Genomic DNA, 22549 nt, shown 5'->3' on the forward strand with positions numbered 1-22549 from the left:
GCGCCCGTCGCATCAGGTCTCCACCGGCGATCACGATCCGCCGGTGGAGGTCGCAATGGCTTGGTCTTACTGGCCGACCTGGGCGTTCCACTCCGACAGCCACGCTTCGCGGTTGTCGAGGGCAACGGCCGACGGGATCAGCTTCAGGTTCTTCACGGTCTCTTCGCCGTAGGTGAGGTTTTCGGCGATCTCGGGCGAAACCTTCACGTCCTTGTTGGCCGGGCTGTCGACCAGCTTTTCGGCAAGTGCGGTCTGGATTTCGGTCGAGAGCCAGAAGTCCATGAACTCAAGCGCCAGATCCTGGTTCTTGCTGCCCTTGGTCAGCACCATGACGTTCATGCCGCCGGTCTGGCCTTCCTTGGGCGTTGCCCACTTGATCGGCAGGCCGAGCTTGGTGAAACCTTCCCAGGAGAAGCGACCGATCGGAGCGGCCCAGATTTCTTCCTGCTGCATCAGCTGAACGAGCTGGGAGGACTTGACGTAGAAGGTGACGATATCGTCCTTCTTGGCGCCGACGGCGGCGATCGCTTCCTTGAGGTCAGGCGTGTTCTTGCCGATGGCTTCGCCGACCATGTAGAGCGCCGGCGGGCCTTGGTTGGTGGTGACGTTCGGGAAGGCGACGTGGCTGGCGTTCTTGTCGCTCAGGAGATCGGCCCAGGAGTTCACTTCCATCTTGTCCGAGCGATAGACGATCGAGGTGGCATAGAAGGTGTAGCCGACGCTCATGCCGTCGCCGTTCGGGTCCTTGGCGAGGTCGTAGAGCTTGTTGAAGTTCTGGAGCTTCGAGGTGTCGATCTTTTCGATGAGATCGGCGCGGGTGGCCGAAAGCGCGTCGGCCATCGAGACGACGGCCATGTCGACGACCGGGCTCGCCTTGTTGGCTTCCATCTTGGCGAGGCGCTCGACGCTGTTGCCGGTTTCGACGACGAGCTTGCAGCCGCACTTCTGTTCGAACGGGGTGTAGACCAGTTCCTTGAATGCGTCCTGGGCAAAGCCGTAGACGGAAATGGTGAGCGTCTTTTCCTGAGCGGATGCGACAGGGGCGGTAACGAGCAAGAGCGCGCTCGAGGCAAGCAAGAACTTCTTCATGGCTGGTGTCCTCCTTCGGTGACGGATGTAGCTGCGGTGGCAGTGGTAAGAACGGGTTGAGACGCGGGCGGTGCCGCGGCCGATTGCCGGACGACCAGATGCATCGGCACCTTGGAGGTCGCCGCCGTAACCGGTGCGCCGATCGCCGGATCGGACGGGTCGCGCTCGCTGATCGCCTTCACGAGCGCTGCGACGGCGATCGCCGCGATCTCGGTCATGTCCATGCGCGCGGTCGTCAGCGCCGGCGTGATGACCGGCGACCAGATCAGGTCGTCGAAACCGGTGACGCTCGCCTTTTCCGGCACGTTGATACCGGCGCGCTGCAGCTCGGTCAGCGCCCGCAGCGCATGGAGATCGGAGATGCAAGCAAAGGCCGTGTAGCCTTCCGCCACCTTGTCGGCGAGGCCGAGCGGACAGCCCTTGCCGGCCGCCTTTTCCAACGGCTCGATCCAGAGCGTATCGGTATGGGTGCCCTCGCCGAAGACCGAGCGAATACCGCCGGCGCGGTCGTTCTGCACGTTCGAGGCGGGATTGTTGCCGATGATCATCACGCGGCGGTGGCCGAGAGCCTTAAGGTGTTCGCCAATCTGCCGGCCGCCACCCCAATGGTCGGCGGCGACCGTGTTGCCCGGCGTCGAGGGCGTATCGATGACGGCGACCGGACAGCCGACATCGGCAATGCGCGTGCCGCGCCTGGGCACGATCACGAGGCCATCAACGTCGCGATCGATCAGGCGCTCGATCGCCTTGGTCTGGGTCGAGACGTCGCCGCGCGAGTCGGCGATCAGCACGCCATAGCCCGAGGACGAAGCCGCAAGCTCGATTGCCTGGGCGATCTGTGGGAAGAGCGGATTGGCGATATCGGGAAGCACGAGGCCGAGAACACCGGTGCGGCCGGTGCGCAGCGCCCTGCCCGCCTGGCTCGGCACATAGCCGAGCTCGGCAGCGGTCGCGCGGATCTTTTCCACCATCTCGGCGGAGACGCGCCCCTTGCCCGAGAGCGCGTTTGAAACCGTCGCCGCGGAGACGCCCAGCGTTCTGGCAATCCTCGTCAGTTTTGGTCCGGAACGCGCCAAGTCAGTGGTTTCCGCTATCGCGTGATTAAACGATTAATCAGCCGATATATCAGAATCTCCCGACTGTCGAATCCTTTTGTCGACTCGTTGCATTTTGCAATTTTCGAGGGAAAAGATTTGCGAACGACAATCGATTTCCGCTTGGCGCCTGGCGTTCACAATCAGCGGAAGGAGTTCACGTCAATTCCTCAAGCGCCAATGGGCCGATCAAGACCTGCCTGATATATCTCTATCCACATCGGGCGGTGAAAAGCGAAACACGCATCTGCCCAACCGCCGCAATCGCGGGTACAAATTTCAACTTCGCCTGACAAAAGAAATCAATTTTCCCACTAAATTACTAGGGAATAAGTATGATGCACGGCAATCGTCCGATGGCTAGAATTCGGGCGGCGGTGCGATCCGCACAACAGGCATAAGCAGGAGTTTGGGACATGACTGGCACTATCATCGGCTTTGGCAAGACCGCGGGACAAACCCGCCGGGCGCGCGGTGCAACCTTGGCAGCCACCACGCTGGCGCTGGCTCTTTCGTCGAGCACGGCCGTTTTTGCCGAGGACGCGAAGTTCGATCCCAACGCCTCGATCACCATCGGCTCGCTCTATGAGCCGCAGAACCTCGACAACACCGCCGGCGCCGGCCAGGGCATCAACGAAGCCTTCAACGGCAATGTCTATGAAGCGCTGTTCACGCTGACCGATGCCGGGGACGTTCAGCCGGGTCTCGTGGCCGAGCAGAGCGTCAGCGACGATGGCCTCACCTACACTTTCAAGCTTCGCCCCGGCGTCACCTTCCACTCCGGCGATCCGCTGACGGCGACAGACGTCAAGTACAGCATCGAACGCGTGACGGCAGAGCAATCCAAGAGCTCGCGCAAGAAGAGCCTTGCAACCATCAGCGCCATCGAGGCGCCCGATGACCAGACGGTGGTCGTCAAGCTGTCTGCCCGCTCGATCTCGCTGCCCTACAATCTGAGCTATGTCTGGATCGTCAACGATGCGGCCAAGGACCTGAACGCCAGCGAAGATGGCACCGGCCCCTACCGCCTCGACGAATGGCGCCGCGGCTCGTCGCTGGCCCTGATCCGCAACGACAAATACTGGGGCACTGCGCCGACCAATGGCGAAGTCGTCTTCCAGTACTTCACCGACGCGACCGCGCTCAACAATGCGCTCCTGACCGGCGCCGTCGACATCATCACCAGCGTCCAGAGCCCGGACTCGATCGCTCAGTTCAAGGACAATCCTGACTTCACCGTCACCGCCGGCCAGTCGACGACCAAGGAACTGCTCGCCTTCAACGACCGCGTCGCCCCCTTCGACAACGTCAAGGTCCGCAAAGCGATCGCCCGCGCCATCGACGACAAGAAGCTGCTGACGTCGATCTGGGGCGAATACGGCACGCTGATCGGCTCGTTCGTTCCGCCGACGGACCCCTGGTACGTGGACCTCACCGCCGTCGATGCCTATGACGTCGAGAGCGCCAAGGCGCTGCTGAAGGAAGCGGGCTTTGCCGATGGCTTCACCTTCAAGCTCGACACGCCGAACTACGACCCTCATCCGATCGTCGCCCAGTTCATCCAGAGCGAACTCGCCAAGGTCAACATCAAGGTCGAGATCAACGTGATCACCGCCAACGAGTGGTACACGAAGGTCTACAAGGCGCATGACTTCCAGGCGACTTTGCAGGAGCACGTCAATCACCGCGACATCGTCTTCTACGGCAATCCGGACTTCTACTGGGGCTACAACAATCCCAAAGTCGTCGACCTGATCAAAGCGTCGGAGGCAGCGGCCAACACCGACGAGCAGACCGCCAAGCTCAAGGAAGCCAACACGATCATCGCCGAGGATGCCGCCAGCAACTGGCTCTACCTCTACCCGCAGATCGTCGTCTCGAGCTCGGCCGTCACCGGTTATCCCGTGAACGGCCTGAACTCGCAGTTCTTCGCCTTCGGCATCAAGAAGAGCGAGCAGTAAGCGGCATCGCCATCCGGCGCGCATCCGCGCCGGATGCGTAAACGACAGCCCCTGGATCCGTTCCGGGGGCTGATTGCGTTTCGCGCCAATTCGTCCGAGCACCTCTCAGGCCTTCCACAGGCACTCCCAAAGACGAGAGACGCTCTAGCCTCCCTCTTCTTTTTGGTGCAAAAGCCAGCTCTCTGATCACGGATCCCGTGAGAGGAAAGGAATGCAGCCATTCTCACCTATCTCGTCCGCCGCTTTGCCATTCTGCTTCTGTCGCTGCTGATCGCAGCGGTGGTGCTGTTCGTGCTGTTGCGCCTTTTGCCGGGCGACCCCGCCAATGCGCTTCTCTCCGTCGGCGCCGATGCCGTGCAGATCGAGAAGGCGCGCGAACAGGTCGGCTCGAACCTGCCGCTCTGGCAGCAGTTTCTGCGCTTTGCCGGCAGCCTCGCCCGCTTCGATCTCGGCACGTCCTTCGTCAGCGGCAAGCCGGTGATCGAGGAGATCGCCGCGCGGTTGACGGTCACCGTGCCGTTGGCGCTGATGGGTTTTGTGCTCGCTATCCTGATCGCCGTTCCGCTCGGCATCCTCTCAGCCGTCAAGGCCGATCGCTGGTATGGCGGACTGATCTCGACAGTTTCGCAGCTCGGCATCGCCATCCCCGTCTTCTGGGTCGGCATTCTGCTGGTCACGCTGTTCGCCGTCACCTTCCGGCTGTTCCCTTCGGGCGGCTTTCCCCGCCGCGGCTGGCAGAATGAGGGGCAGGTGCTCTATGCGCTCGCCCTGCCCGTCATGACGATCGGCCTCGTCATGGGCGCGTCACTGCTGCGCTATGTGCGCTCGGCGACGCAGGACGTTCTCGGTAGCGATTACTTGCGAACGGCGCGCGCCCTCGGCGCCAGCTTCCCCGAAGCGCTCATTCGGCACGGCATCCGCAATGGCGCCGTGCCGATCGTTTCCATCCTCGGCATCGAGCTTGCGACGACCTTGCTCGGCGCGGTCGTCGTCGAGCGCGTCTTCGCGCTGCCAGGCCTTGGCTCGATGCTGCTGCTTGCGATCGAGCAGCGCGACTATCCGAACGTTCAGGGCGTGCTGTTCATCTCCACCCTGCTGGTGCTGCTGATCGGCTTTGCCGCCGACCTCACCCAACGGCTGATCGATCCACGCCTGCGCGAACGGGCCGTCGGAGGCGACACATGACCTCGATCGGTACATCCGTTTCTGCGCCGAAACGCCGGCGCTCGCTGGCGCTTACCGTCGGCCTTGCGCTCGTCGGCCTCAACGTCGCCGTTGCGGTACTGACGCTCTTCTGGACGCCCTATGATCCATTGAACGCCTCGGGCGGACGGCTGGAAGCGCCGTCGCTTTTGCACTGGCTCGGCACTGACCGCTTGGGCCGCGACCTGCTTACCCAGCTGATGATCGGCGCCCGCACAGCGCTGCTGGTCGGCACGGGTGCGGTTGTGATCGGGGCTGCGATCGGCGTCAGCCTCGGCGTTCTCGCAGCCTTCGCCACGCGCCTTGCCGACGACGTGATGGCCGCGACGCTCGATATCCTGATCGCCTTTCCGACCCTGCTGCTTGCCATGCTCGTGGTGGCGGCAAGCGACAGCGCCAGTCTCTGGTCGGCGATCCTGGCACTCGGGCTTGCCATCTCGGCGATCGTCGCGCGGCTGACCCGCATCCTTGCCAAGCGGGTGCTGCGGCAGGATTACATCGTCGCCTCGCGCACATCGGGAACCTCCTGGGCCGGTGTCGTCTTCCGCCATGTGCTTCCCAACATCTGGCCGACGCTCTCGGTCAACTTCGCCCTGCAGTTCGGCCTGGCCGTTATCGCCGAGGCGTCGCTCTCCTATCTCGGGCTCGGTGCGCCGCCGCCGAACGCCTCCTGGGGACGGCTGCTGCAGGAAGCGCAAGGGACCGTCTATACGGCGCCGATCGGCGCGATCGCGCCGGGCATCGCCCTCGTTGCACTCGTCATCGGCATGAACCTCCTAGCCGACGGCCTGCGCGATATCGCCGATCCGACACGGGGGAGATCGCGATGACGCCGCTTCTCGACATCAAGGGTCTCGACATCCGCGCCGGCGACAAGCCGCTGGTCTCTGACCTTTCCCTCTCAATCCGGCCCGGCGAACGCATCGGCCTGATCGGTGAGTCCGGTTCCGGCAAATCGATGACGGCAATGGCAGCGACCGGCCTGCTGCCGCCGTCGATCACTGTCGCCGGCTCGATCACGCTCGACGGGCAACAGGTGGTCGGCGCCACAGATCGGGTGATGAACCGGCTGCGCGGCGTGGCCGCAGCGGTCGTCTTCCAAGAGCCGCTGACCGCGCTCGATCCGCTGATGAAGATTGGCCGACAGATCGCCGAGCCCGTTCGCCGGCGTCTGGAACGGGACGGCGGCAAGGCAACGAAGGAGGCGGTCCAACGCGAAGTCCGCGACCTCATCGACAAGGTGGCGTTGCCGCAGCCCGACCGCATCATCAATTCCTACCCACACGAAGTGTCCGGCGGCCAGCGCCAGCGCGTCGCCATCGCCATGGCGCTCGCCTGCCGCCCGAAGCTCCTGATTGCCGACGAGCCGACGACCGCGCTCGACGTCACGACGCAGGCGGAGATCCTGAAGCTGCTGGACCAGCTGGTGCGCGAGACCGACATGGCGCTTCTGTTCATCAGCCACGACCTGCCCGTGGTTGCCCAGGTGGTGGAGCGCGTCCTCGTGCTGAAGAACGGTATCGCTGTCGAGGAGGGACTGGTCGGCTCGGTCTTCGGCAAGCCGCAGCACGACTATACCAGGACGCTGGTCGAGGCCGCCCGTCTCTTCGACGAGGCGCTGGGAGCAACCGGATCATGATGCTCGATCTTCAAAACGTCAGCTTCGGCTATTCCCGCCAGCAGACCACCCTCGACAACGTCTCGATATCGGTGCGACCGGGAGTGAGCGTCGGTCTCGTCGGCGAATCCGGATCGGGCAAGACGACGCTGCTTCGACTGATGCTCGGGCTCATTCGCCCGACGAGCGGTAGCATTCGCTTCGGCGAGGAGATCCTCGACACCGGCAGCGGCGCCTTCATGCAGCGCTATCGTCGTGCCGTGCAGCCGGTTTTCCAGGACCCCTATTCCTCTCTCGACCCGCGCCAGCGAGTGATCGACATTATCGGCGAGCCGCTGCGGTCGCTGCGGATCCCGGGTGACCGGACGCAGGCGGTCACCGCGGCGCTCGAAGCGGTCGGGCTTCCTGCCGATGCACTCCACCGCTACCCGCACGAGTTTTCCGGCGGCCAGCGCCAGCGCATTGCCATTGCCCGCGCCATCGTCGCGCGACCGCAGATCGTACTCGCCGACGAGGCGGTCAGCGCGCTCGACCTTTCCACCCGCATCCGCATCGTCGAGCTGTTCAAGACACTCGCCGAGAAGCTGACGCTGGTTTTCGTCTCGCACGATCTCGGCGTCGTCGCGGCCCTCTGCGAGGAGATGGTCATTCTGGAGCGCGGCAAGGTGGTCGAAAGCGGCAAGACCCGCGACATTTTGGCCGCCCCGAAGCACCCATACACACAGCGTCTTCTTGCCAGCATTCCGCGCATGCCCGCCTGACAGGGGATTGGCGCGGATATCGCATCTTCAGCCGAATCCACCTTTATCCCCAAGGGCTTGGTGATTCGCGCGCGCATTGATCCAAGACAACCGCTGAGACGCCCTGTTGAGCATAGTGCCGTCGGCCGCAGAATCCCTGCCGCCAACGCCCTGACCGGCGATGTTCAACTTCTTCTGGGGGTCCGGAAAATCATGCCTACTCGCGCCATTCTGCCATCTGCCGTCCTTTTCGCCGCGCTTGCGGCGCCGCTCGCGCTCGCGACGGCGGCAGATCTCTCCGAGTCGGGCGCGGTCGCGGCACCGGAAATGCCTCTCGCAAGCGAGCCAGGCCCGTGGATGATCCGCGGCCGCGCACTGGCTGTCCTGCCTGACGACAAGGGCACGCTCTATCTCAACGGCAGCGCGCTCGACGGCGAAAAGGTCGGCGTCAGCAATTCCGTGGTGCCGGAACTCGACATCACCTATTTCTTCACCGACAACATCGCCGCCGAACTGATCCTCGGCACGACGCCACACACGGCACGCGGCAGCGGCTCGATCGCCGGCCTCGGCGAGATCGGCAAGGCCTGGCTGCTGCCACCGACGCTCACGCTACAGTACCACTTCAACGTCACCGACGAGATCAAGCCCTATGTCGGCGCAGGCGTGAACTACACGATGTTCTACAACGAGAAGCCCCGCGGCGATTTCTCCAGCTTCAACCTGAAGAACACCTTTGGCGTGGCGCTGCAGGCGGGCGTCGACATCAAGCTCGACGACCACTGGGGCCTGAACTTCGACGTGAAGAAGCTGTTCCTGGAACCGGAGGTCAACGCCACCCTGCCCGGCGCCGGTGCTGTCAGCGGCAAGGTCAAGCTCGATCCGTGGCTGATCGGCACCGGTATCAGCTACCGGTTCTGATGGCCCCAAACGAAACGGCTTGCGGCGCCCTCTTAAAGGCGCCGCACCCTGTAGAGCCCGACCTTAGACGTGGTGGGCCGTGACGGCTCTGGCGAGTTCGCCCGACAATTGCTGGCTGCCCGCATGGGAGACGTCCCCCAGCGACAGCATACCGACCATGCGCTTGTCCTGGTCGATCACCGGCAGACGCCGCACCTGCTTCGCCTCCATCAGATGAACGGCATGTTCGATCGTCTCGTCCGTGCGGCAATAGACGATATCCCTCGTCATCACGTCCCGCGCCGTCATCGACGCCGGGTCCCGCCCGTTGGCAAAGGCGCGCAAGGCAATGTCGCGGTCCGTGACCATGCCGATCAGGCGGTCGTTTTCGCCGACCGGCAGCGCACCGATGTCCTCGTCGCGCATGATACGCGCGATTGTCTTCAGATCGGTTTCGGGAGAGATCCAGCGAGCGCCGGGATGCATGGCTTCCGATATTCTCATCTCAACCTCCTGTACGTGAAAGGGGCGGAGCATAGACTGACATCGTGGCCATTCATTGATCCAGCGATGTGCCGCGCCACTCCTTACCGCAATTCGAGGAGGAAATAGGTGGTTGGGCCGAAGGGCCCATTGTTGGAGAGCCGGAAGGCGACGTCGCCCGTGCCTTGCGCTACCGGCGCATGCACCTTGCCGTCGAGGCCCACGGGCGAAACGCTCCAGTTCTTTGCGGTTCGCGCCAACGTCAGATCGACATAGCCTTCACGCAGCCGAACCGGCAGCCGCCCAAAGTCCTCGATCACCTTCTCCTCGGTGTCGCGAAACGCCATGCCGGTGTTTTGTGCATCCGTCGCAAAGATCAGCAGTAGGCGCCGGCCCCTTGCGAGCCCTCCATCCGCATCGAGCGCCGAGAGCGCAACGAGCCCATTGCCATCGGCCCGCTCAACCCTGAGCAGGCCGAGATCGATCGGCTCTCGCAGCGTCGAGAAGGCGGATGCCTCCGTATTGTCGGTGACGACGCGCAATTGTCCGGCAAAGCGATTCAACAGGATCTCGCCGGTGCTGCTCTGGTAAATGCCGGTATCGATGCTGGTACCGTTTTCATCAGAAAGCGCGCCGCTTTGGCGCAGGCTGCCGAGTATCCCTTCGCTGTCTTGCTGGCGCGGTTGCTTCACCGCCGGCACATCGCCGAGCCGGTTCACGTCTTCAAGACCGATCCGCCCGACCAACGCCAGGTCCGTCAGGCGTTCCGGTTCGCGGGCCTGCATGTCGTCGGAAAGATCCTCCTCGCCACGTACCGCAAACGGGACGGTGACGGCTGAGGTCGCCACGTCGCCGCGCCGGTAGAGAAGCGCCGACAGCGTCTCGCCGGCGCGCGCGACGGGATCGAGCGCGATGGCATAAGGCAGCATCGCCTTCTTGTGCGGGAACGGCTCGCCATAGGAAAGAACGATCGGGCCATGGCCATGTCGGCAAAGCGCGTCCCAGCCTTGCAGCGCCGCATAGGCCGGCATCGCCAGCCCGGCCTCGTAGCGGTAGCGGTTCCAGAACAGATGATCATATTCGCTGACGAGGAACGGCCGGTCGAGCCAGCGCGTTGCCGCGATCATGCGGATATAATTAACACCGTCGGCGATCGAGCTGACCTGCGTCGTCTTGCTTCCCGGGGCGTAGCCGCTGACCCAGTCGTGATATGTATTCATGGTTACGGCTTCGAGGCCGCGGCGGCTGAGCGACGCCTGCACCGTCGGCCAGTTGTTGTAGTTGCTGATCAAGCCGCGGTAGCCGAGCCTGCGGAGCACCTCGCTCATGCGCGCGGTCGTGGCCTCTTCCGTCTCGGTGAAGAAGGCCTGCAGGTCGCGCAGCCGCGGAGCAGGGATGTAGCGGTCCGCCGGCAGCGCCACGGATCTCGCCTCGATCGTCTCGTCCGGGCGGAGGTCAGGCCACGCCTTGGCAAGCGCCTCGGTCGATCCGTAGCGTTTGGCGAGCCACACGTTGAACGGCTTGGCAAGCTGCGGATCATAGGGCGGCTTGCCCGGCCGATCGTGCACGACGGTGTCGAACTCCATGCCGTTCTCGTTGGCGAGAATGACGACCGCGAGCGCATCGTCGCGGATTGGCGCCACGCCCGTGTAGGGGTTCACGCGCCCGAGGATCGTCTCCTGCATGCGCTTCCAGTGGTCGGACGCCCGCTCGTCGACAAACAGCTCGAGCTTGAGGTTTCCGCCATCGTCCCAGCGATCGTCAAAACCGCCATAAACGCCGCGCAGCGACGACAGGCCATCCATCATCCAGTAGATGCCGTTCTTCTTCAGCACCGCCAGCAGGTAGTGGATACGGTCGAGCGTCTCGGGGTCGAAATCGAAATCCCGGTCCCGGCCGAACATCAGGCTGCCATCAACGAAATGCAGCCGGGCGAGATTGTAGCCGCGCATCGCCAGCTGCCGGGCGTAGCGGTCAGCCGTTTCGTGATCCGGAAACCCGCCGGAGGCTGGGCTCCAGGCAAGCGATGCGCAGAGCATGCGCTCCGGCTTGTCCGGCGACTTCGCGAAGGCAAGCCGCCCGCCGGCACCGGCGACCAGGCGGTGATCCGCATCGATCGTGCCGTTCGGCAGGAAAGACGAAAAATCGAGAGGGCTGCCAGCCTCGAACTCGAGGGAAATTTCCCGCACGGCAAGCCACTGGTCCGATGCCTGCGCCGGCGAGCAGACAGCAGCAAGCGCTGCCGCGGCTGCCAGCAATGGCCGCCGCATCATGCCGGGGCCCCGAGCAGCTTGCTTTCGATCGGCGCGTCAGGCTTTCGGCGCGCCCGGACGAAGCCGACCGGCAGCGCCGCTGCATGGAAGAACCAGGCGACGACGGTATAAAGCCCCATGCTGAAACCGCCTTTGCGCAGGCTCATCAGTCCCACCACGCCGGCAAGGATCGCAAGAACGATGCCGAGCGCAAGGAGTTTGTCGGGCACGAAGAGCAGGATCGCAAGCGACGCCGCCCACCAGAGATAGACCAGCGCCCAAAGCTTGAGCTCCGGCAGCTCTCTGATGAGCTGGAGGAAATAGGGCTGGCCGAGCGAGGCGCGCAGCAGTTCTCCGATGCCGAACAGATACTTGCTCTTCCAGCGGCGTACGAGCAGGCGATAGGAATTGTCGGTGTGGCCGAAATGCTGGACGAAGCGTCGGTCGAGGCGATGCAGCTTAAAGCCGGCACTTCTGAGCCGGATGCCGAGGTCGAACTCCTCATAACCGTGCAGATTACGGTCCGAGAGGTAACCGACCGCCTCGATCGCCGCCCGGCGATAGAGGCCGCCGCCATTCATGCGGTCGATCGCGCCGATCCGGTTTTCTGGTGAATTGCGTGTGACCCGGCGGGAGAATTCGAGGTTTGAGGTCAGCATCTCCTGGACATGGCCGGTGACACCAGCCACATCGGGGTCGTCGGCGAGGAACGCTTCCGCCACTTCGAGAAAATCGTCGTCCAGCAACATGTCGCCGTCGAGCAGGCAGATATGCGCGTGGCGCGAGTATTGGAAGCCGAGTTGCGGGCCGATGCCGCAGCTCGGAAGTGCCGGCGGGCTGATCTGTGCGATCACGACCGGATAGCGCGAGGCGATCTCCACCGTCCTGTCCCTGGAGCCGCTGTCGGCGACGATGACCTCGCCGCCAACGGTTTCGAGCGCCTTCAGCGCGCTTTCAATGGTCGCGGCGATGCGCTTTTCTTCGTTCAGCGTCTTGATGATGACGGATACTGCCACGCGATCCCCCAGTCTCGACGGAGCGCAGACCTGCTCCGGTTGCCGCCGATCTTAGCGGCGATATTTTGCGTTTTGGTTTACCGCCCCAGCAGTCGCAGCAGCGGCAAGCGAAAGCGATGAAGGAACCAGCCGCCAAAGACGCCGCAGGCGCCGCCAAGAAGCTTGACCATCACATCCGTCACGCGTGCGTGGCGATCGGCCGAAACCATCTGCAGCAGCTCGAAGCCGATGGCCGTCGCAAAGACCAGAACCAGCACGAGCCCCAGCCGCCTCGGATAGGCGATCGCGAAAAGCAGGCCCAGCAGGCCGAAGGCACCGAACCGTTCGAGATGGACCAGGTGCCCGATGCGGGGCCGCAGGTCGAGCGGCGACATCGTCGAATAGGCGATCACGGCAAAGAGGATCCATGCGAAGAGGCTGGCGGCGCGTTTGATAGTCATTGTCGGCTTGTCTTCCAGGAGGCGTGCGAGGCACGGCAATCATCGAACGATCGGCGACGGCGCCTGCGCGTTCATCGCGTTGCGGGGGCGCGGCCGCATTTTTGAGGAGAGCGGTGCGCGGTGAACGCACGGGGCAAGCTCCGGCCGGCGACACGGTGGACGCGAACGTCCGGCTATTTCGCCAGCAACGCGCTATACACCGCCGCGGTCCTTTGTGCCACATTTGTCCAGCTATAGGCGGCTTCCGCGTGCGCCGCACGCTCGCGCACCTCCTCGTCGCTGAGCGGGGCTGCGAGTTTTTCCACGATACCGGACGCCAACGCGTCGATGTCGCCCAACGGGAAATACTCGTCGGGCGCCAGTTCCATCTCCTGATTGGCGACGATATCGCTTGCGAGGACCGGCAGCCCGTAGGCCATCGCCTCAAGCAGCGCAATCGGCATGCCTTCGTGGCTGGACGGCAGAACGAAAAGGGCGGCATTGTCGAAGAGTTCCGCCAGTCTGTCGCCTGTCTGAAAACCTGTGAGCACGACGCCGGGCACGTCGCACGCAAGCGCCCTCACCTCCTTGACGTAGGGCGTTTCGAATTCAGCGCCGCCGGCAATAACGAGCTTCATATCGGCCAAGTCGCACTTGGCAAAAGCGCGGATGAGATCAAGCTGTCGCTTTTCCGGAACCAGCCGGGCAGCGAGCAGGATATAGCGCCGCCGTTCCAGGCCGAACTCCGCGAGAATGCCGGCCTCGCCGGTCGGCGGAGTGACCTGGACGCCGTTCGGGACCAGCGTCATGGAGACATGGTGCCGGGCATGCATCGTCTCGGCGATGTCCTTCGAGATCGCCACGCGTCCGTTCGAGAACCGCATGCCGAGGCGCTCTCCGAGCTTCAGCGTGCGCCTGGCGAAACCGCCCCATTTCTGCCGGTCATAGTCGTAGCCATGGTGGGTCACCACGACCTTGAGCCCAAGCATGCGCGCAAGCGGCGTCATCAGCGCGGGGCCGATGGCATGAATGTGCAGGACATCCGGGCGCCGCCAGGCGGCGAGCCAGACACCGAGGAAGGTATGTACAATGGCTTCCAACGCCATCCGGCGCGGTGCCCAGAGAGGGACGACGTCGACGCCGTTCCAGGCGTAGGCGTTGCGATCCTCCAGATAGCGACGACGTCCGACCACCTCGACGTCCCAGCCGTATCCGAGCAGCTTGCTCGCCAGCATTTCGACGTGTTTCTCGACGCCGCCCTGAACGTTGGGGATGCCGCGCAAGCCCAGCATCATCACGCGTTTGCGCTCGCCGCGCGCGGCCAGCGCGCCGCTCTGAACGGGGTGGCCATGCTGCCGGCCTGCGAGCGCGGCGCTATGCCGAGGCAACCGGCCGGCTCCGTCCGACAGTCCGGTCTGCACCATCTCCTGCGCAATCACCGGCTGTTGCTGGCGATGACTTCGCGAAACATCAGGCTTTCTGCTCATGTGTCGCCTCGAAGGTTGCCCGTTCCGTTTACTAGGGCGATATACTTAATCATCGCCAAGATATTTCACTCACCCCTTATATAAATGACCGAAAACCATAGGGCGAGCCCAGGTTACTACAAATTGTATCGTAACGTTAATGCCGGACGCGATCAGACCGCTCCCAGCCTGGAGTAGAGGTCGACCGTTCTTTCACGATAGGCGGCGGCGGAGAACTCACTGGCGATCCAGCGTCGGCCCGAAGCACCCATCGCAGCGCGTTCGGCAACTGGCAGACCGGCCATCGTCGAGAGCACGCGGGCGAGATCATCGGCGTCGCCCGAAATCGCGGTCATGCCCGTCTCGCCTTCGCGGATCATTTCAGGAATGCCGCCGATCGAGGCGCCGATCACCGGTCGCCCCAAAGCATAAGCCTCAAGCACGCTGATCGGCGCGTTCTCGTACCATTCGGAAGGCAGAACCAGCGCCCGGGACTCTCCGATCAGACGATGCAGGGACTGGCCTGAGAGATAGCCGGCAAAGGTCACGTCGGCACCGGTTTGCGCAATCAACTGGCGCAGCATCGCTTCTTCGGGGCCGGCTCCGGCGATCACCAGCCGTTGGCCCGATGTGGCCGCCGCGCGGATCAGCGTCGCCAGCCCCTTCTCCGGGGCCAGGCGTCCGGCAAACACGAAATAGTCGCCCTCGACCCAGTCGGCCGAATAGCCGTCGACATCGACGAAGTTCGGGATATGGACCATCTGTTCGCGCGGCCAGCCCCACTCGACCAGCTTCTCGACATAGAATTTGCTCGGCACGACGATGCGGTCCACCTTGTTGCGGTAGAGACCGAGCGCACGGTGGACCATGGTTTCGGCAAGCACGACCGCGCTCAGCGTCGTCTCCCCCTTGATGCAGCGATGACGCAAGACGTTGTAGATATGCCCGCCGCGACAGTCCTCGCAGACGGCACCGTCACGCAGCATCTTGTAGGAGGGACATGCGAGCTTCAGATCGTGGGCGGTCATGACGACCGGAATGCCGGCCGCCTTCAGCGTCGAGAAGATCGCGGGCGAAAGATGATGGTAGACGTTGTGCGCATGGGCGACGGAGGGCCGAGCGCGCTCGATCAGCCGGCTGACGTTCTTCTGCGCTTCGCGCGAGTAGATGACGCTTGCCGCCTGCACCACCTTGCGCAGGAGGTTGGTACGCCGACCATACTCGATCTCGGAGACGAAATACTCGGACCATGGCGAGGCTTCGTTATCCTCGTGCTGCATGGCGAAGGGCACCACGTCCCAGCCGATCTCCGAGAACATCTTCATGTGGTCGAAAAAGACCGCCTCCGCGCCGCCACGGCGATAGAAGTAGTTGTTGATGGCGAGCAGCCTGTTGCCGCCGTTTCCCTGCCGCGACATGCGTCCTCCTACCAGCCGAGCCTGTCGAGCGCCTGCTCGACCGGCAACACGACACAGCCCTTCTCAACCGCGTAGCGAACCAGGTTCTCGAAGGTCTCGGGCGTGCAGCCATAGGGCGTCGGGCGCGCGGCGATGTCGTGGGTGAAAAAAACGAGCCAGCCAGGCTGATCGACGACATCGTCGATCCAGCCCGTGAGCGCCTGCGCGTGCGTCTCCGGCTGCCGGATCTCGACGGCCTTCAGCATCAGCGGATCGACGGCCGTGCGGTTGATGCCCTCGCCGGCCGCGCGGCAGGTGCGGTAGCGGCGCGCCAACTCCCGGCGCGCCAGCGGCCAGGCGGCGTTGTAGGGAAAGGCAAAGTTGGTCGCGGCCGGGCCGACGCCGCTTTGCCTGAGATAGGCGGCATTGCGGTCAAGATCCCGGGCAAGCCCACTTCCGCTCAAACGCCTGATCTTGCTATGGGAATAGGTGTGGCAGCCGACCTCGTGACCCCGGTGGGCGAGATCGGCGCAGCCCTCGGGCGAGATCAGGGTGCGATCCGTTTCGACGCGCCCCGCAAGCCCCCCGGCGATGTAGAACGTGCCGTGCACGCCGTGACGTTCGAGAATAGCGGCGCCATTGTGAAGTGCTGTGTCCGGCACGTCGTCGAAGGTGAAGGACACGAGCGGCGCGTCGGTTATGACATCACGGGGTTTCGACGCGAGACGCCAGATCAGCCGGTTGGCGACGCGGTCGACAAGGCCGTCGACCCTCGACAGAGCCTGTGAAAAACTAGGCATGCGCCACCATCCTTTGTGCAAGCGGGCGTGGTTCGGTTGCAAGCGCTGCCGAGGACTGCAGGCGCAAACCGCAAATCGCGAAAAGCAAGGTAAACCACAGCACGTTCGGACCATCGAAGAAGAAGGCCTCAAGGCTGGCGCTGTAGATCGAATAGAGCCAGATCCGCAGGAACAGCCGCGTGAGGTCGCTGTGCTGCCGGGCCGGCGGAATGCGCGAGATATGATAGAGCGGGAGCACCACCAGCCAAAGCAGCGTGAGGATCAACCCCGGAATGCCGATGACGAGAAGCGTCTCGAGATACGAATTGTGCGCATGGGCCGCACGAACCGCCCAGGTCTCGATGCCACCGCCGCTGAACACCACTTCCTCGGTCTGCCAGAAGGCCTTGAAGCCTCGCCCGATAAACGGCTGTTCGGCGATCACCGAAAAGGCGAAGCGCCAGACATCGGCCCGGTTCGTGAAGGTCGCGTCGATGCCGAGCGACGAGACGAATTCGCCGAGCGGCCGGAAGACGGCCGACCCGACGGCGAAAAGGTTGAACAGGGCCACGCCGCCGATCGCGATCGGGATGCGCAGCAAGCGTACATGTTCGAAGAGCCACGCCAGAAGCAGAATGCCCGGCAACATCGCCGTCGAGGTCTTTCCTCCCGTATGGATGAGGAAGAAGAAGGCCAGACTAACGATGGTCAGGCCGACAAGCTTCGACCACCGGCGCAGGACATACAGGCCGAGAAACGAGGCAAGCACCATGGCGACCGCCGCTTCGTTCTTGTGACGGAAATGGCCGCGCCACAGTCCTGCATGCATCGGCTCCAGCACTTCGTTGGCCTGGTGAATGGACAGAAGCGGCTTGAACAGGACGCCGTAATAGGCAACCGCGAGCATGACGAGCGTCGAGACCGCCAGCATCTTGGCGAAGTGCCGCTCGTTGGCCGGCAGCAGCAGATAGACGTTGGCGTTGACCGCAACCATCGTCGTCAGGATGATCGCCTTGATGCCGTTGGCCGGATGCGCGGAGACCAAGCAGGCAAAGAGCACCCACAAAAGCAGGATCGCAAGCAGCACCCGCGGCTGCATAAGCCCACGCCGCATCGGATGCAGCACACCGTAGCAGGAGGCGCCTGCAAACAGCAGCAGTGCCACGATCTGGTTCAGCCGGCTGGAATTGTCGCCGCCCGGTTCCAGCAGACTTTCCTTGGTCAGGTCGACGAAGGAATGAAAGGGGATCCAGTAGTAGATGGAAATGGCCAGGAACAGGAAGGTCCCGACGCGGACCCTCAAGGTTTCTGCAGAATTGGCCGGGCTGCCGCTGAGATCGGGCACGATGGCCGTCCTCTCACGGCGCCAGGGGCTGCGGACGACGGATGTATCTCCACAGACCGAGGGCAAGCGCGAGGGATATGCCGAGAATGATCCCCAGGAAACCGCCGCCGGCAACCAGAACCACGGTGCGCGGCGGCCAGCTTCGCGCATTCGGCGGCAAGGCGCGCGAGATCACGCGAACATTGGTCGTGTCGATCTGCTGGCGTTCGGTGATCTGCTGGGCGCGTGCCAGGTGGGTCTCATAGATGGCAGCCTTGGCGCGCGCGTCCCTTTCGAGGTCTCGCAGCTGCACCTGGGCTTCGTTGTCGGAGAACACGTTCGACTTCTCGTCGCTCGCCTTAGCGCGCAAGGCCGAAAAGGCCTGCTGCTCCCGGTCCACGTCCGCCTTGGCGCGATCGAGGATGCGGCGCGCCTCGTCGGCCATGGCCGATTCCAGGTTCGCACGCTCCGAGCGCGCATTGACGAGGCGGGGATGGCGCTCCCCATAGGTGCGCTGCATGGAGGCGATCTGCTGCTGCAGCACGTTGTACTGCTCTCGCAGGTTCGTCATGTTGACGGATTCGAACTCGGATGCACTTGCGGTACGCCCCTGTGTTATCGCGTCGTTCATCTGCCGGTAGCGGGTATCGGCCTGGATGAAGCGCTGTTGGGCGTCGAGAACCTGGGTGTTGAGTTCGTTCGAAAGCTGATTGCTCACGAGCTGACCGTCATTGGTCGACTGCAGCCCGTTCTTGCGGCGGAAATCCTCGACCGCGCGTTCGGATTCGGTGACGTTGCGGCGCAACTCGTCGAGCCGGGCGTTGAGGCTCTGCGCGACGCGACCGGCGCTCTCGGCGGCGGACTGAAACAGCTCCTGCTCGAAAGCCGCGACGATCGCATCCGACAGCGTCACCGCTTTCGCAGGCTCTTCGCTCCAGACCTTCATCACCACCACGAAGGACCGCTCTTCGCGCCGGGCTTCCACCCGCTCCGACAAGGCCCGCATGGCAGCAAGCTCGTTTCCGGCCTGCTGCTCCGCCTTCGTCGAGAAGAGGTTCTTCAGCGAACTGAAGGCCGAGGGCTTCACGAATTCCGGGTCCTCGGTGAGGCGCATCTGGGTGATCACCCGCGACAGCACATTGCGCGACGTCAGGATACGCAGCTTGCTTTCCACTTCCAGCAACTGCGCATCGCGCTGCGGATTGGTGGTGAAGACGTCATCGCTGACGACATTGAGGTTGGACGGATCGACGACGATATCGGTGTAGACCGTATAGCGGGGCGTCGCCGTCATCGCATAGGCGAGCGCGGCCCCCACGCACAGGACGAGCGCCAGCACTATCCAGATGAGCCCGTCGCGCAACCAGCCGATGATATCGTCGACGCCGATCCGGCTGAGGCCGCTCAACCCGGGAAAATAGCTATCGCGAGGCGCGCCGGCCGCACTGGACACGGGCGGTACCAAGTCAGCCGGATGGGGCGAGGCTTTCGGAATATCTCTGGATTGATGCTGGACTTCGGCGGGCCAGTCTGTTGCCGAACCGTCAGCGCCAGACTTCGCTTCGTGAAGGTCTGACGAGAGCAGATCGAGCAGCGAGCCTCTTTCGACCGGTGCACGCTGCTCGCGTGCCGGTTGGCTGGCCCCCTGTTTTCCGGCCTCGTCCGGCCTATACATAAGCATCCCTCACGCACGCCCATCAAGACGCGAAGATCGTGACCCCGCGAGCCGCCTTCTAGCGCAGAATTAAGGTTGTACGGTGAATATTCCGTTAAACGGCAGGATTGCCGCTTAACCCATCGCTTCAGAAGTCGGTCAACAACCGGCTCCAGCTCTCCGATGCCAGACCGCCCACATAGATATCGTTGCGCTGGGCCGCGTCTTTCAGATCCGCATGCCGCGTCACCATGCAGAAATAGCCGCGATGGTGGAAGGACAGCCATCTCTGGCGCGAGATCGCATTCATGAGGAACGGCTGCGAGCTGCCGACGGCGAGCGCGTAACCCTCGGCGTCAAGCGCATGGAACATCTGTGCGGTGACGGCGAACTCACGGCCGGCCTCGCAGACGACGTTGAGCACCGTTGCCCGCTCGCCGGCCTTGCCGAAGTAGAGATAAGCGCCGATGACGCGCCCGCTTTCATCCCGGACCTCGCGGCAGAGAAGCTCGCCGAGCGGCGTGTTCAGTCGCGCGACCATCACCAGCCAGTCGAATTCGCTGCGCGACCAGACCGGCCTGACGGAAAATCGCTGCAGCATGGGTTCTGCGAGATCGACGAAGGCAGCGGGATCAATGGCGTGCGTCGAGCAGCCGGCAACGGGATCGGGCTTTGTGCGCGGGCGGCGGCGGCGCAAAAGCCGGTCCGCAAGCGCAAGCGGCTCGGAGAGCATCGGGGATCTGAGCAGGCGCACTTGCCTGCCAACCGTCAGCCCCCAGGCTCTGAACGGCCGGAAGGAGCGGCGCCAGTCGAGGCTCTGGATCGGCAGCACGACGCCACCACCAGCGACCCAGTGATCGGCGCTGACCGGAGACGAGTTGTCGGAAAAACACATGTCTTGCCGTGTCGCACGCATGGCGCGCGCCAGGCAGGCGGCGCCGACCGCACCGGCCTTGCCCTCGGACATGAAGGCGCAGAGAAGTTTCGCCACCGTTCGGCGGCCGTTGACCGTGAACTCCATGGGAATCGCTAGAATGGCGCTGCCGATGCCGCCGGTCCCGTCGTCGTAGACGATGCTGCCGTGTTCCGGCGCATAAAGCGGGCTGCCGAAAAAGATGGTCTCGACATAGTTCTGAAGCTCCGCGCTCGCCTCTTGCTCCCGCTTGCGAAAGATCCGGGTGAACATGCTGCTGACGGCTGGGATATCCCGGGGTTCCATGGCGCGCACATTGCCCATCCGGGGCATTTCCCGTCCGGACGACCGTGCGGCCTGGATCTTCCCGAGCTCAACCTCCATGCACCACCCCCGTCGACAGGGAGGCCGCGCCGGCCTGTTCCCGATCGTGCCGCACGAAGCGCAGGAAGACCGCCCATGAGACGATCACCATCGCGGTCTCGATCACGTAGAAGGAAATAAACGTGCCTGTCGGCGGTGCGTACCAGGTCGCCCAGGCGGTGAGTGCCGCACCAAGCACGCTGCCAAGGCCCATGACCGAAGCGCGCGCCGGATGGTGGCCGGACGCACCAAGGGCCTCCATCGCCACCGACCACATGGCGAGCGGCACCACAACCCAGCACAGGATGCGAACGAAGGAAACGAGGGAGACGTAGTCCTTGCCGAAGAGATAGGGCAGCACCGGCGCCAGCACGAAAACGGCAACGGCCGCGGCAATGCTGATCGAGGTGGCCGCGAACAGAACCTTGCGCACGCGCTCGAAGGCGTGGTGAAGGCCGGCTGCCGTTGCCTTTGCCGAACCCGGATAGATCAGCCGGTTCAAGGCCTCAACCGACAGATAGCTGCTCTCCAGCATGCGCCGCGCGACGCTGTAGCTGGACATGACCTCGGCGCTCGCCACGAGGCTCAGGACCAGAAGGTCGGCGTTCTGCCGGACCGCGCGCAGGATGAACGGGATGCTGAAATAGAGCCCGAGCGGTAGCTCTTCCCGCACGATGCCATAGGTCGGGCGTCCCAACCCCTTGACCGCTCGCCAGCAGCCGAGGGCCACGATTACATGGCATACGAACTGCCACACAGCCCAGGAGGCCACCGTCGCGACCCCGAAGGCGATGCAGGCGAGCGCTGCAGCTATGGTGCGCGCCAGGGCGAAACCGACGACCACCTTGTTGGCCGAGGCAAAATTCGAATGCGCAAGAAAGATCTGCTCCGCCAGCACGATGACCCGCACGAAGATGATGTTGGTCACGAGCATCAAGGTGATCACCGCGACATTGGCCGCGGGATCGGGCGAAAGCGTGAAGAAGAACGGCAACACCGCTGCGCCGAGCAACACCAGCAGCACGCCACTGATCGAGGTCAGAATGATGTTGTGGCCGAGCATCTGCGGGTACATGCCCCGGTCGCGCGCGACACGGCGCACCAGGCACTCCATCGCGCCGAGACCACAAAGGTGAACCGCGATGTTGGCAACGGCCGTGATTGCGACGAAGACACTGAATTCATGCACGCCGAGAAAGCGCGCGAGGATCGCAAAGGTCAGAAGCTGCGCAGCCGAGCCAATGACAAGGCTGCCGCCGGATGCAGCATAGGATATGATCATCGAGAGGAACGGTTTGTGCGCGCGTTCCTTCACACCTTCCGAAGCCATTCCGATCTGCCCTTGACCTCAACCCGTCATTGTTACACGCAAAAAGCGTTCAATGACAGCGAGCACCCGCCTTCTGATCACGCGCACGGTAACAGGCAGAAATGATTGCGCGGTTAACGTGCTCGCGGCAATTGTATTTCAGCTTCCGTTTACTCAATTGCACTAGGCTGCGGTCCGCACGTCTACAGAGTTTTCCAGCGACATGAGGAGTGGCCGTGGCGCAAAACGACAGCAATCAGACCGACCGACCGACCGAAGACCGGGCCGCAACACTGCACCGCTTCATGGGTGTCGAACTGGAACTTGCGCCCGACGTCCTGGTTCCTCGGGAAGAAACAGAGCTTCTTGGAAAAAGAGCCGTATCGATCCTTGAAGGCGGGCCCCTCGACGTCACCATCATCGACATGTGCTGCGGTTCCGGCAACCTCGCCGTTGGTATCGCCAGCGAGATCCCGTCGGCGCGTGTCTGGGGCGCTGACCTGACGGACAGCACCGTGGCGCTTGCCCGCCGTAACGTCGATCGGCTCGGCCTCGGCTCGCGCGTCTTT

20 protein-coding genes are annotated in these 22549 nt (G+C 63.5%); 7 read left to right on the forward strand and 13 right to left on the reverse strand.

Features of this window, described 5'->3' with window-relative positions; translation table 11 throughout:
* Positions 1-66: 66 nt before the first annotated feature.
* Positions 67-1089, reverse strand: coding sequence for an ABC transporter substrate-binding protein (locus tag ASE71_RS30175; protein WP_060521738.1), 1023 nt, complete (start codon positions 1087-1089; stop codon positions 67-69).
* Complete coding sequence (locus tag ASE71_RS30180; RefSeq protein WP_060521740.1) at positions 1086-2165, reverse strand: LacI family DNA-binding transcriptional regulator; 1080 nt, start codon at positions 2163-2165, stop codon at positions 1086-1088. Before ASE71_RS30180 ends, ASE71_RS30175 begins: the two co-directional genes overlap by 4 nt.
* A 434-nt stretch (positions 2166-2599) precedes the next feature.
* Between ASE71_RS30180 and ASE71_RS30185 the strand changes: the two genes are divergently transcribed.
* The 6 genes from ASE71_RS30185 (at position 2600) to ASE71_RS30210 (ending at position 8626) form a co-directional block, all read left to right on the forward strand.
* Positions 2600-4144, forward strand: a complete 1545-nt coding sequence (locus ASE71_RS30185; protein ID WP_060521741.1) for an ABC transporter substrate-binding protein — start codon at positions 2600-2602, stop codon at positions 4142-4144.
* A gap of 219 nt (positions 4145-4363) precedes the next feature.
* Positions 4364-5329: an ABC transporter permease gene (locus ASE71_RS30190; protein WP_090426463.1), complete on the forward strand. Its 966-nt coding sequence runs from the start codon at positions 4364-4366 to the stop codon at positions 5327-5329.
* Positions 5326-6177, forward strand: a complete 852-nt coding sequence (locus tag ASE71_RS30195) for an ABC transporter permease (RefSeq protein WP_060521747.1) — start codon at positions 5326-5328, stop codon at positions 6175-6177. The genes ASE71_RS30190 and ASE71_RS30195 overlap by 4 nt, the downstream gene beginning before the upstream one ends.
* Complete coding sequence (locus ASE71_RS30200; protein WP_060521749.1) at positions 6174-6986, forward strand: ATP-binding cassette domain-containing protein; 813 nt, start codon at positions 6174-6176, stop codon at positions 6984-6986. The genes ASE71_RS30195 and ASE71_RS30200 overlap by 4 nt, the downstream gene beginning before the upstream one ends.
* A complete protein-coding gene (locus ASE71_RS30205) occupies positions 6980-7726 on the forward strand; it encodes an ABC transporter ATP-binding protein (protein WP_060521750.1) in 747 nt (248 codons plus the stop codon). Before ASE71_RS30200 ends, ASE71_RS30205 begins: the two co-directional genes overlap by 7 nt.
* A gap of 192 nt (positions 7727-7918) precedes the next feature.
* A complete protein-coding gene (locus tag ASE71_RS30210; protein WP_034799236.1) occupies positions 7919-8626 on the forward strand; it encodes an OmpW/AlkL family protein in 708 nt (235 codons plus the stop codon).
* Between the two features lie 63 nt (positions 8627-8689).
* Here ASE71_RS30210 and ASE71_RS30215 read toward each other — a convergent pair whose 3' ends face one another.
* The 11 genes from ASE71_RS30215 to ASE71_RS30265 form a co-directional block, all read right to left on the reverse strand.
* Positions 8690-9109 (reverse strand): CBS domain-containing protein, encoded by a 420-nt coding sequence (locus ASE71_RS30215; protein ID WP_034799235.1) that lies wholly within the window; start codon positions 9107-9109, stop codon positions 8690-8692.
* A gap of 83 nt (positions 9110-9192) precedes the next feature.
* Positions 9193-11358 carry a hypothetical protein gene (locus ASE71_RS30220; protein WP_060521830.1) on the reverse strand — a complete coding sequence of 722 codons (2166 nt, stop codon included), beginning with the start codon at positions 11356-11358 and terminating at the stop codon, positions 9193-9195.
* Positions 11358-12356: a glycosyltransferase gene (locus ASE71_RS30225; protein ID WP_060521752.1), complete on the reverse strand. Its 999-nt coding sequence runs from the start codon at positions 12354-12356 to the stop codon at positions 11358-11360. The genes ASE71_RS30220 and ASE71_RS30225 overlap by 1 nt, the downstream gene beginning before the upstream one ends.
* A 77-nt stretch (positions 12357-12433) precedes the next feature.
* A complete protein-coding gene (locus ASE71_RS30230) occupies positions 12434-12796 on the reverse strand; it encodes a VanZ family protein (RefSeq protein WP_034799228.1) in 363 nt (120 codons plus the stop codon).
* A gap of 173 nt (positions 12797-12969) precedes the next feature.
* Complete coding sequence (locus tag ASE71_RS30235) at positions 12970-14070, reverse strand: glycosyltransferase family 4 protein (RefSeq protein WP_244496965.1); 1101 nt, start codon at positions 14068-14070, stop codon at positions 12970-12972.
* 344 nt (positions 14071-14414) lie between these two features.
* On the reverse strand, positions 14415-15659 hold the full coding sequence (locus ASE71_RS30240; RefSeq protein WP_060521754.1) for a glycosyltransferase family 4 protein: 1245 nt from the start codon (positions 15657-15659) through the stop codon (positions 14415-14417).
* A gap of 8 nt (positions 15660-15667) precedes the next feature.
* Positions 15668-16438 (reverse strand): polysaccharide deacetylase family protein, encoded by a 771-nt coding sequence (locus tag ASE71_RS30245; protein WP_060521756.1) that lies wholly within the window; start codon positions 16436-16438, stop codon positions 15668-15670.
* Positions 16431-17762, reverse strand: coding sequence for an O-antigen ligase family protein (locus tag ASE71_RS30250; protein ID WP_034799223.1), 1332 nt, complete (start codon positions 17760-17762; stop codon positions 16431-16433). Before ASE71_RS30250 ends, ASE71_RS30245 begins: the two co-directional genes overlap by 8 nt.
* Before the next feature lie 13 nt (positions 17763-17775).
* A complete protein-coding gene (locus tag ASE71_RS30255) occupies positions 17776-19416 on the reverse strand; it encodes a GumC family protein (RefSeq protein WP_060521757.1) in 1641 nt (546 codons plus the stop codon).
* A 127-nt stretch (positions 19417-19543) separates the two neighbouring features.
* A complete protein-coding gene (locus tag ASE71_RS30260; protein WP_413814659.1) occupies positions 19544-20641 on the reverse strand; it encodes a GNAT family N-acetyltransferase in 1098 nt (365 codons plus the stop codon).
* 40 nt (positions 20642-20681) lie between these two features.
* The gene (locus ASE71_RS30265) at positions 20682-22001 is read right to left on the reverse strand and encodes a lipopolysaccharide biosynthesis protein (protein WP_060521760.1); all 1320 of its coding nucleotides are present in this window, start codon (positions 21999-22001) and stop codon (positions 20682-20684) included.
* A 215-nt stretch (positions 22002-22216) separates the two neighbouring features.
* Here ASE71_RS30265 and ASE71_RS37215 point away from each other — a divergent pair.
* Positions 22217-22549: methyltransferase domain-containing protein (locus ASE71_RS37215; protein WP_413814657.1), on the forward strand; the 333-nt coding region annotated here is incomplete at its 3' end.

Source organism: Ensifer sp. Root954 (assembly GCF_001429005.1).
GTDB classification, from domain to species: domain Bacteria; phylum Pseudomonadota; class Alphaproteobacteria; order Rhizobiales; family Rhizobiaceae; genus Ensifer; species Ensifer adhaerens.

Bases quoted from the DNA above. Each gene is read 5' to 3' on its own strand.
- ASE71_RS30220 (WP_060521830.1), bottom strand. From the start codon at position 11,358: ATGCGGCGGCCATTGCTGGCAGCCGCGGCAGCGCTTGCTGCTGTCTGC.
- ASE71_RS30265 (WP_060521760.1), bottom strand. From the start codon at position 22,001: ATGGCTTCGGAAGGTGTGAAGGAACGCGCGCACAAACCGTTCCTCTCG.
- ASE71_RS30240 (WP_060521754.1), bottom strand. From the start codon at position 15,659: ATGTCGCGGCAGGGAAACGGCGGCAACAGGCTGCTCGCCATCAACAAC.
- ASE71_RS30255 (WP_060521757.1), bottom strand. From the start codon at position 19,416: ATGTATAGGCCGGACGAGGCCGGAAAACAGGGGGCCAGCCAACCGGCA.
- ASE71_RS30245 (WP_060521756.1), bottom strand. From the start codon at position 16,438: ATGCCTAGTTTTTCACAGGCTCTGTCGAGGGTCGACGGCCTTGTCGAC.
- ASE71_RS30175 (WP_060521738.1), bottom strand. From the start codon at position 1,089: ATGAAGAAGTTCTTGCTTGCCTCGAGCGCGCTCTTGCTCGTTACCGCC.
- ASE71_RS30215 (WP_034799235.1), bottom strand. From the start codon at position 9,109: ATGAGAATATCGGAAGCCATGCATCCCGGCGCTCGCTGGATCTCTCCC.
- ASE71_RS30200 (WP_060521749.1), top strand. From the start codon at position 6,174: ATGACGCCGCTTCTCGACATCAAGGGTCTCGACATCCGCGCCGGCGAC.
- ASE71_RS30210 (WP_034799236.1), top strand. From the start codon at position 7,919: ATGCCTACTCGCGCCATTCTGCCATCTGCCGTCCTTTTCGCCGCGCTT.
- ASE71_RS30185 (WP_060521741.1), top strand. From the start codon at position 2,600: ATGACTGGCACTATCATCGGCTTTGGCAAGACCGCGGGACAAACCCGC.
- ASE71_RS30260 (WP_413814659.1), bottom strand. From the start codon at position 20,641: ATGCCCCGGATGGGCAATGTGCGCGCCATGGAACCCCGGGATATCCCA.
- ASE71_RS30230 (WP_034799228.1), bottom strand. From the start codon at position 12,796: ATGACTATCAAACGCGCCGCCAGCCTCTTCGCATGGATCCTCTTTGCC.
- ASE71_RS30195 (WP_060521747.1), top strand. From the start codon at position 5,326: ATGACCTCGATCGGTACATCCGTTTCTGCGCCGAAACGCCGGCGCTCG.
- ASE71_RS30235 (WP_244496965.1), bottom strand. From the start codon at position 14,070: ATGATGCTGGGCTTGCGCGGCATCCCCAACGTTCAGGGCGGCGTCGAG.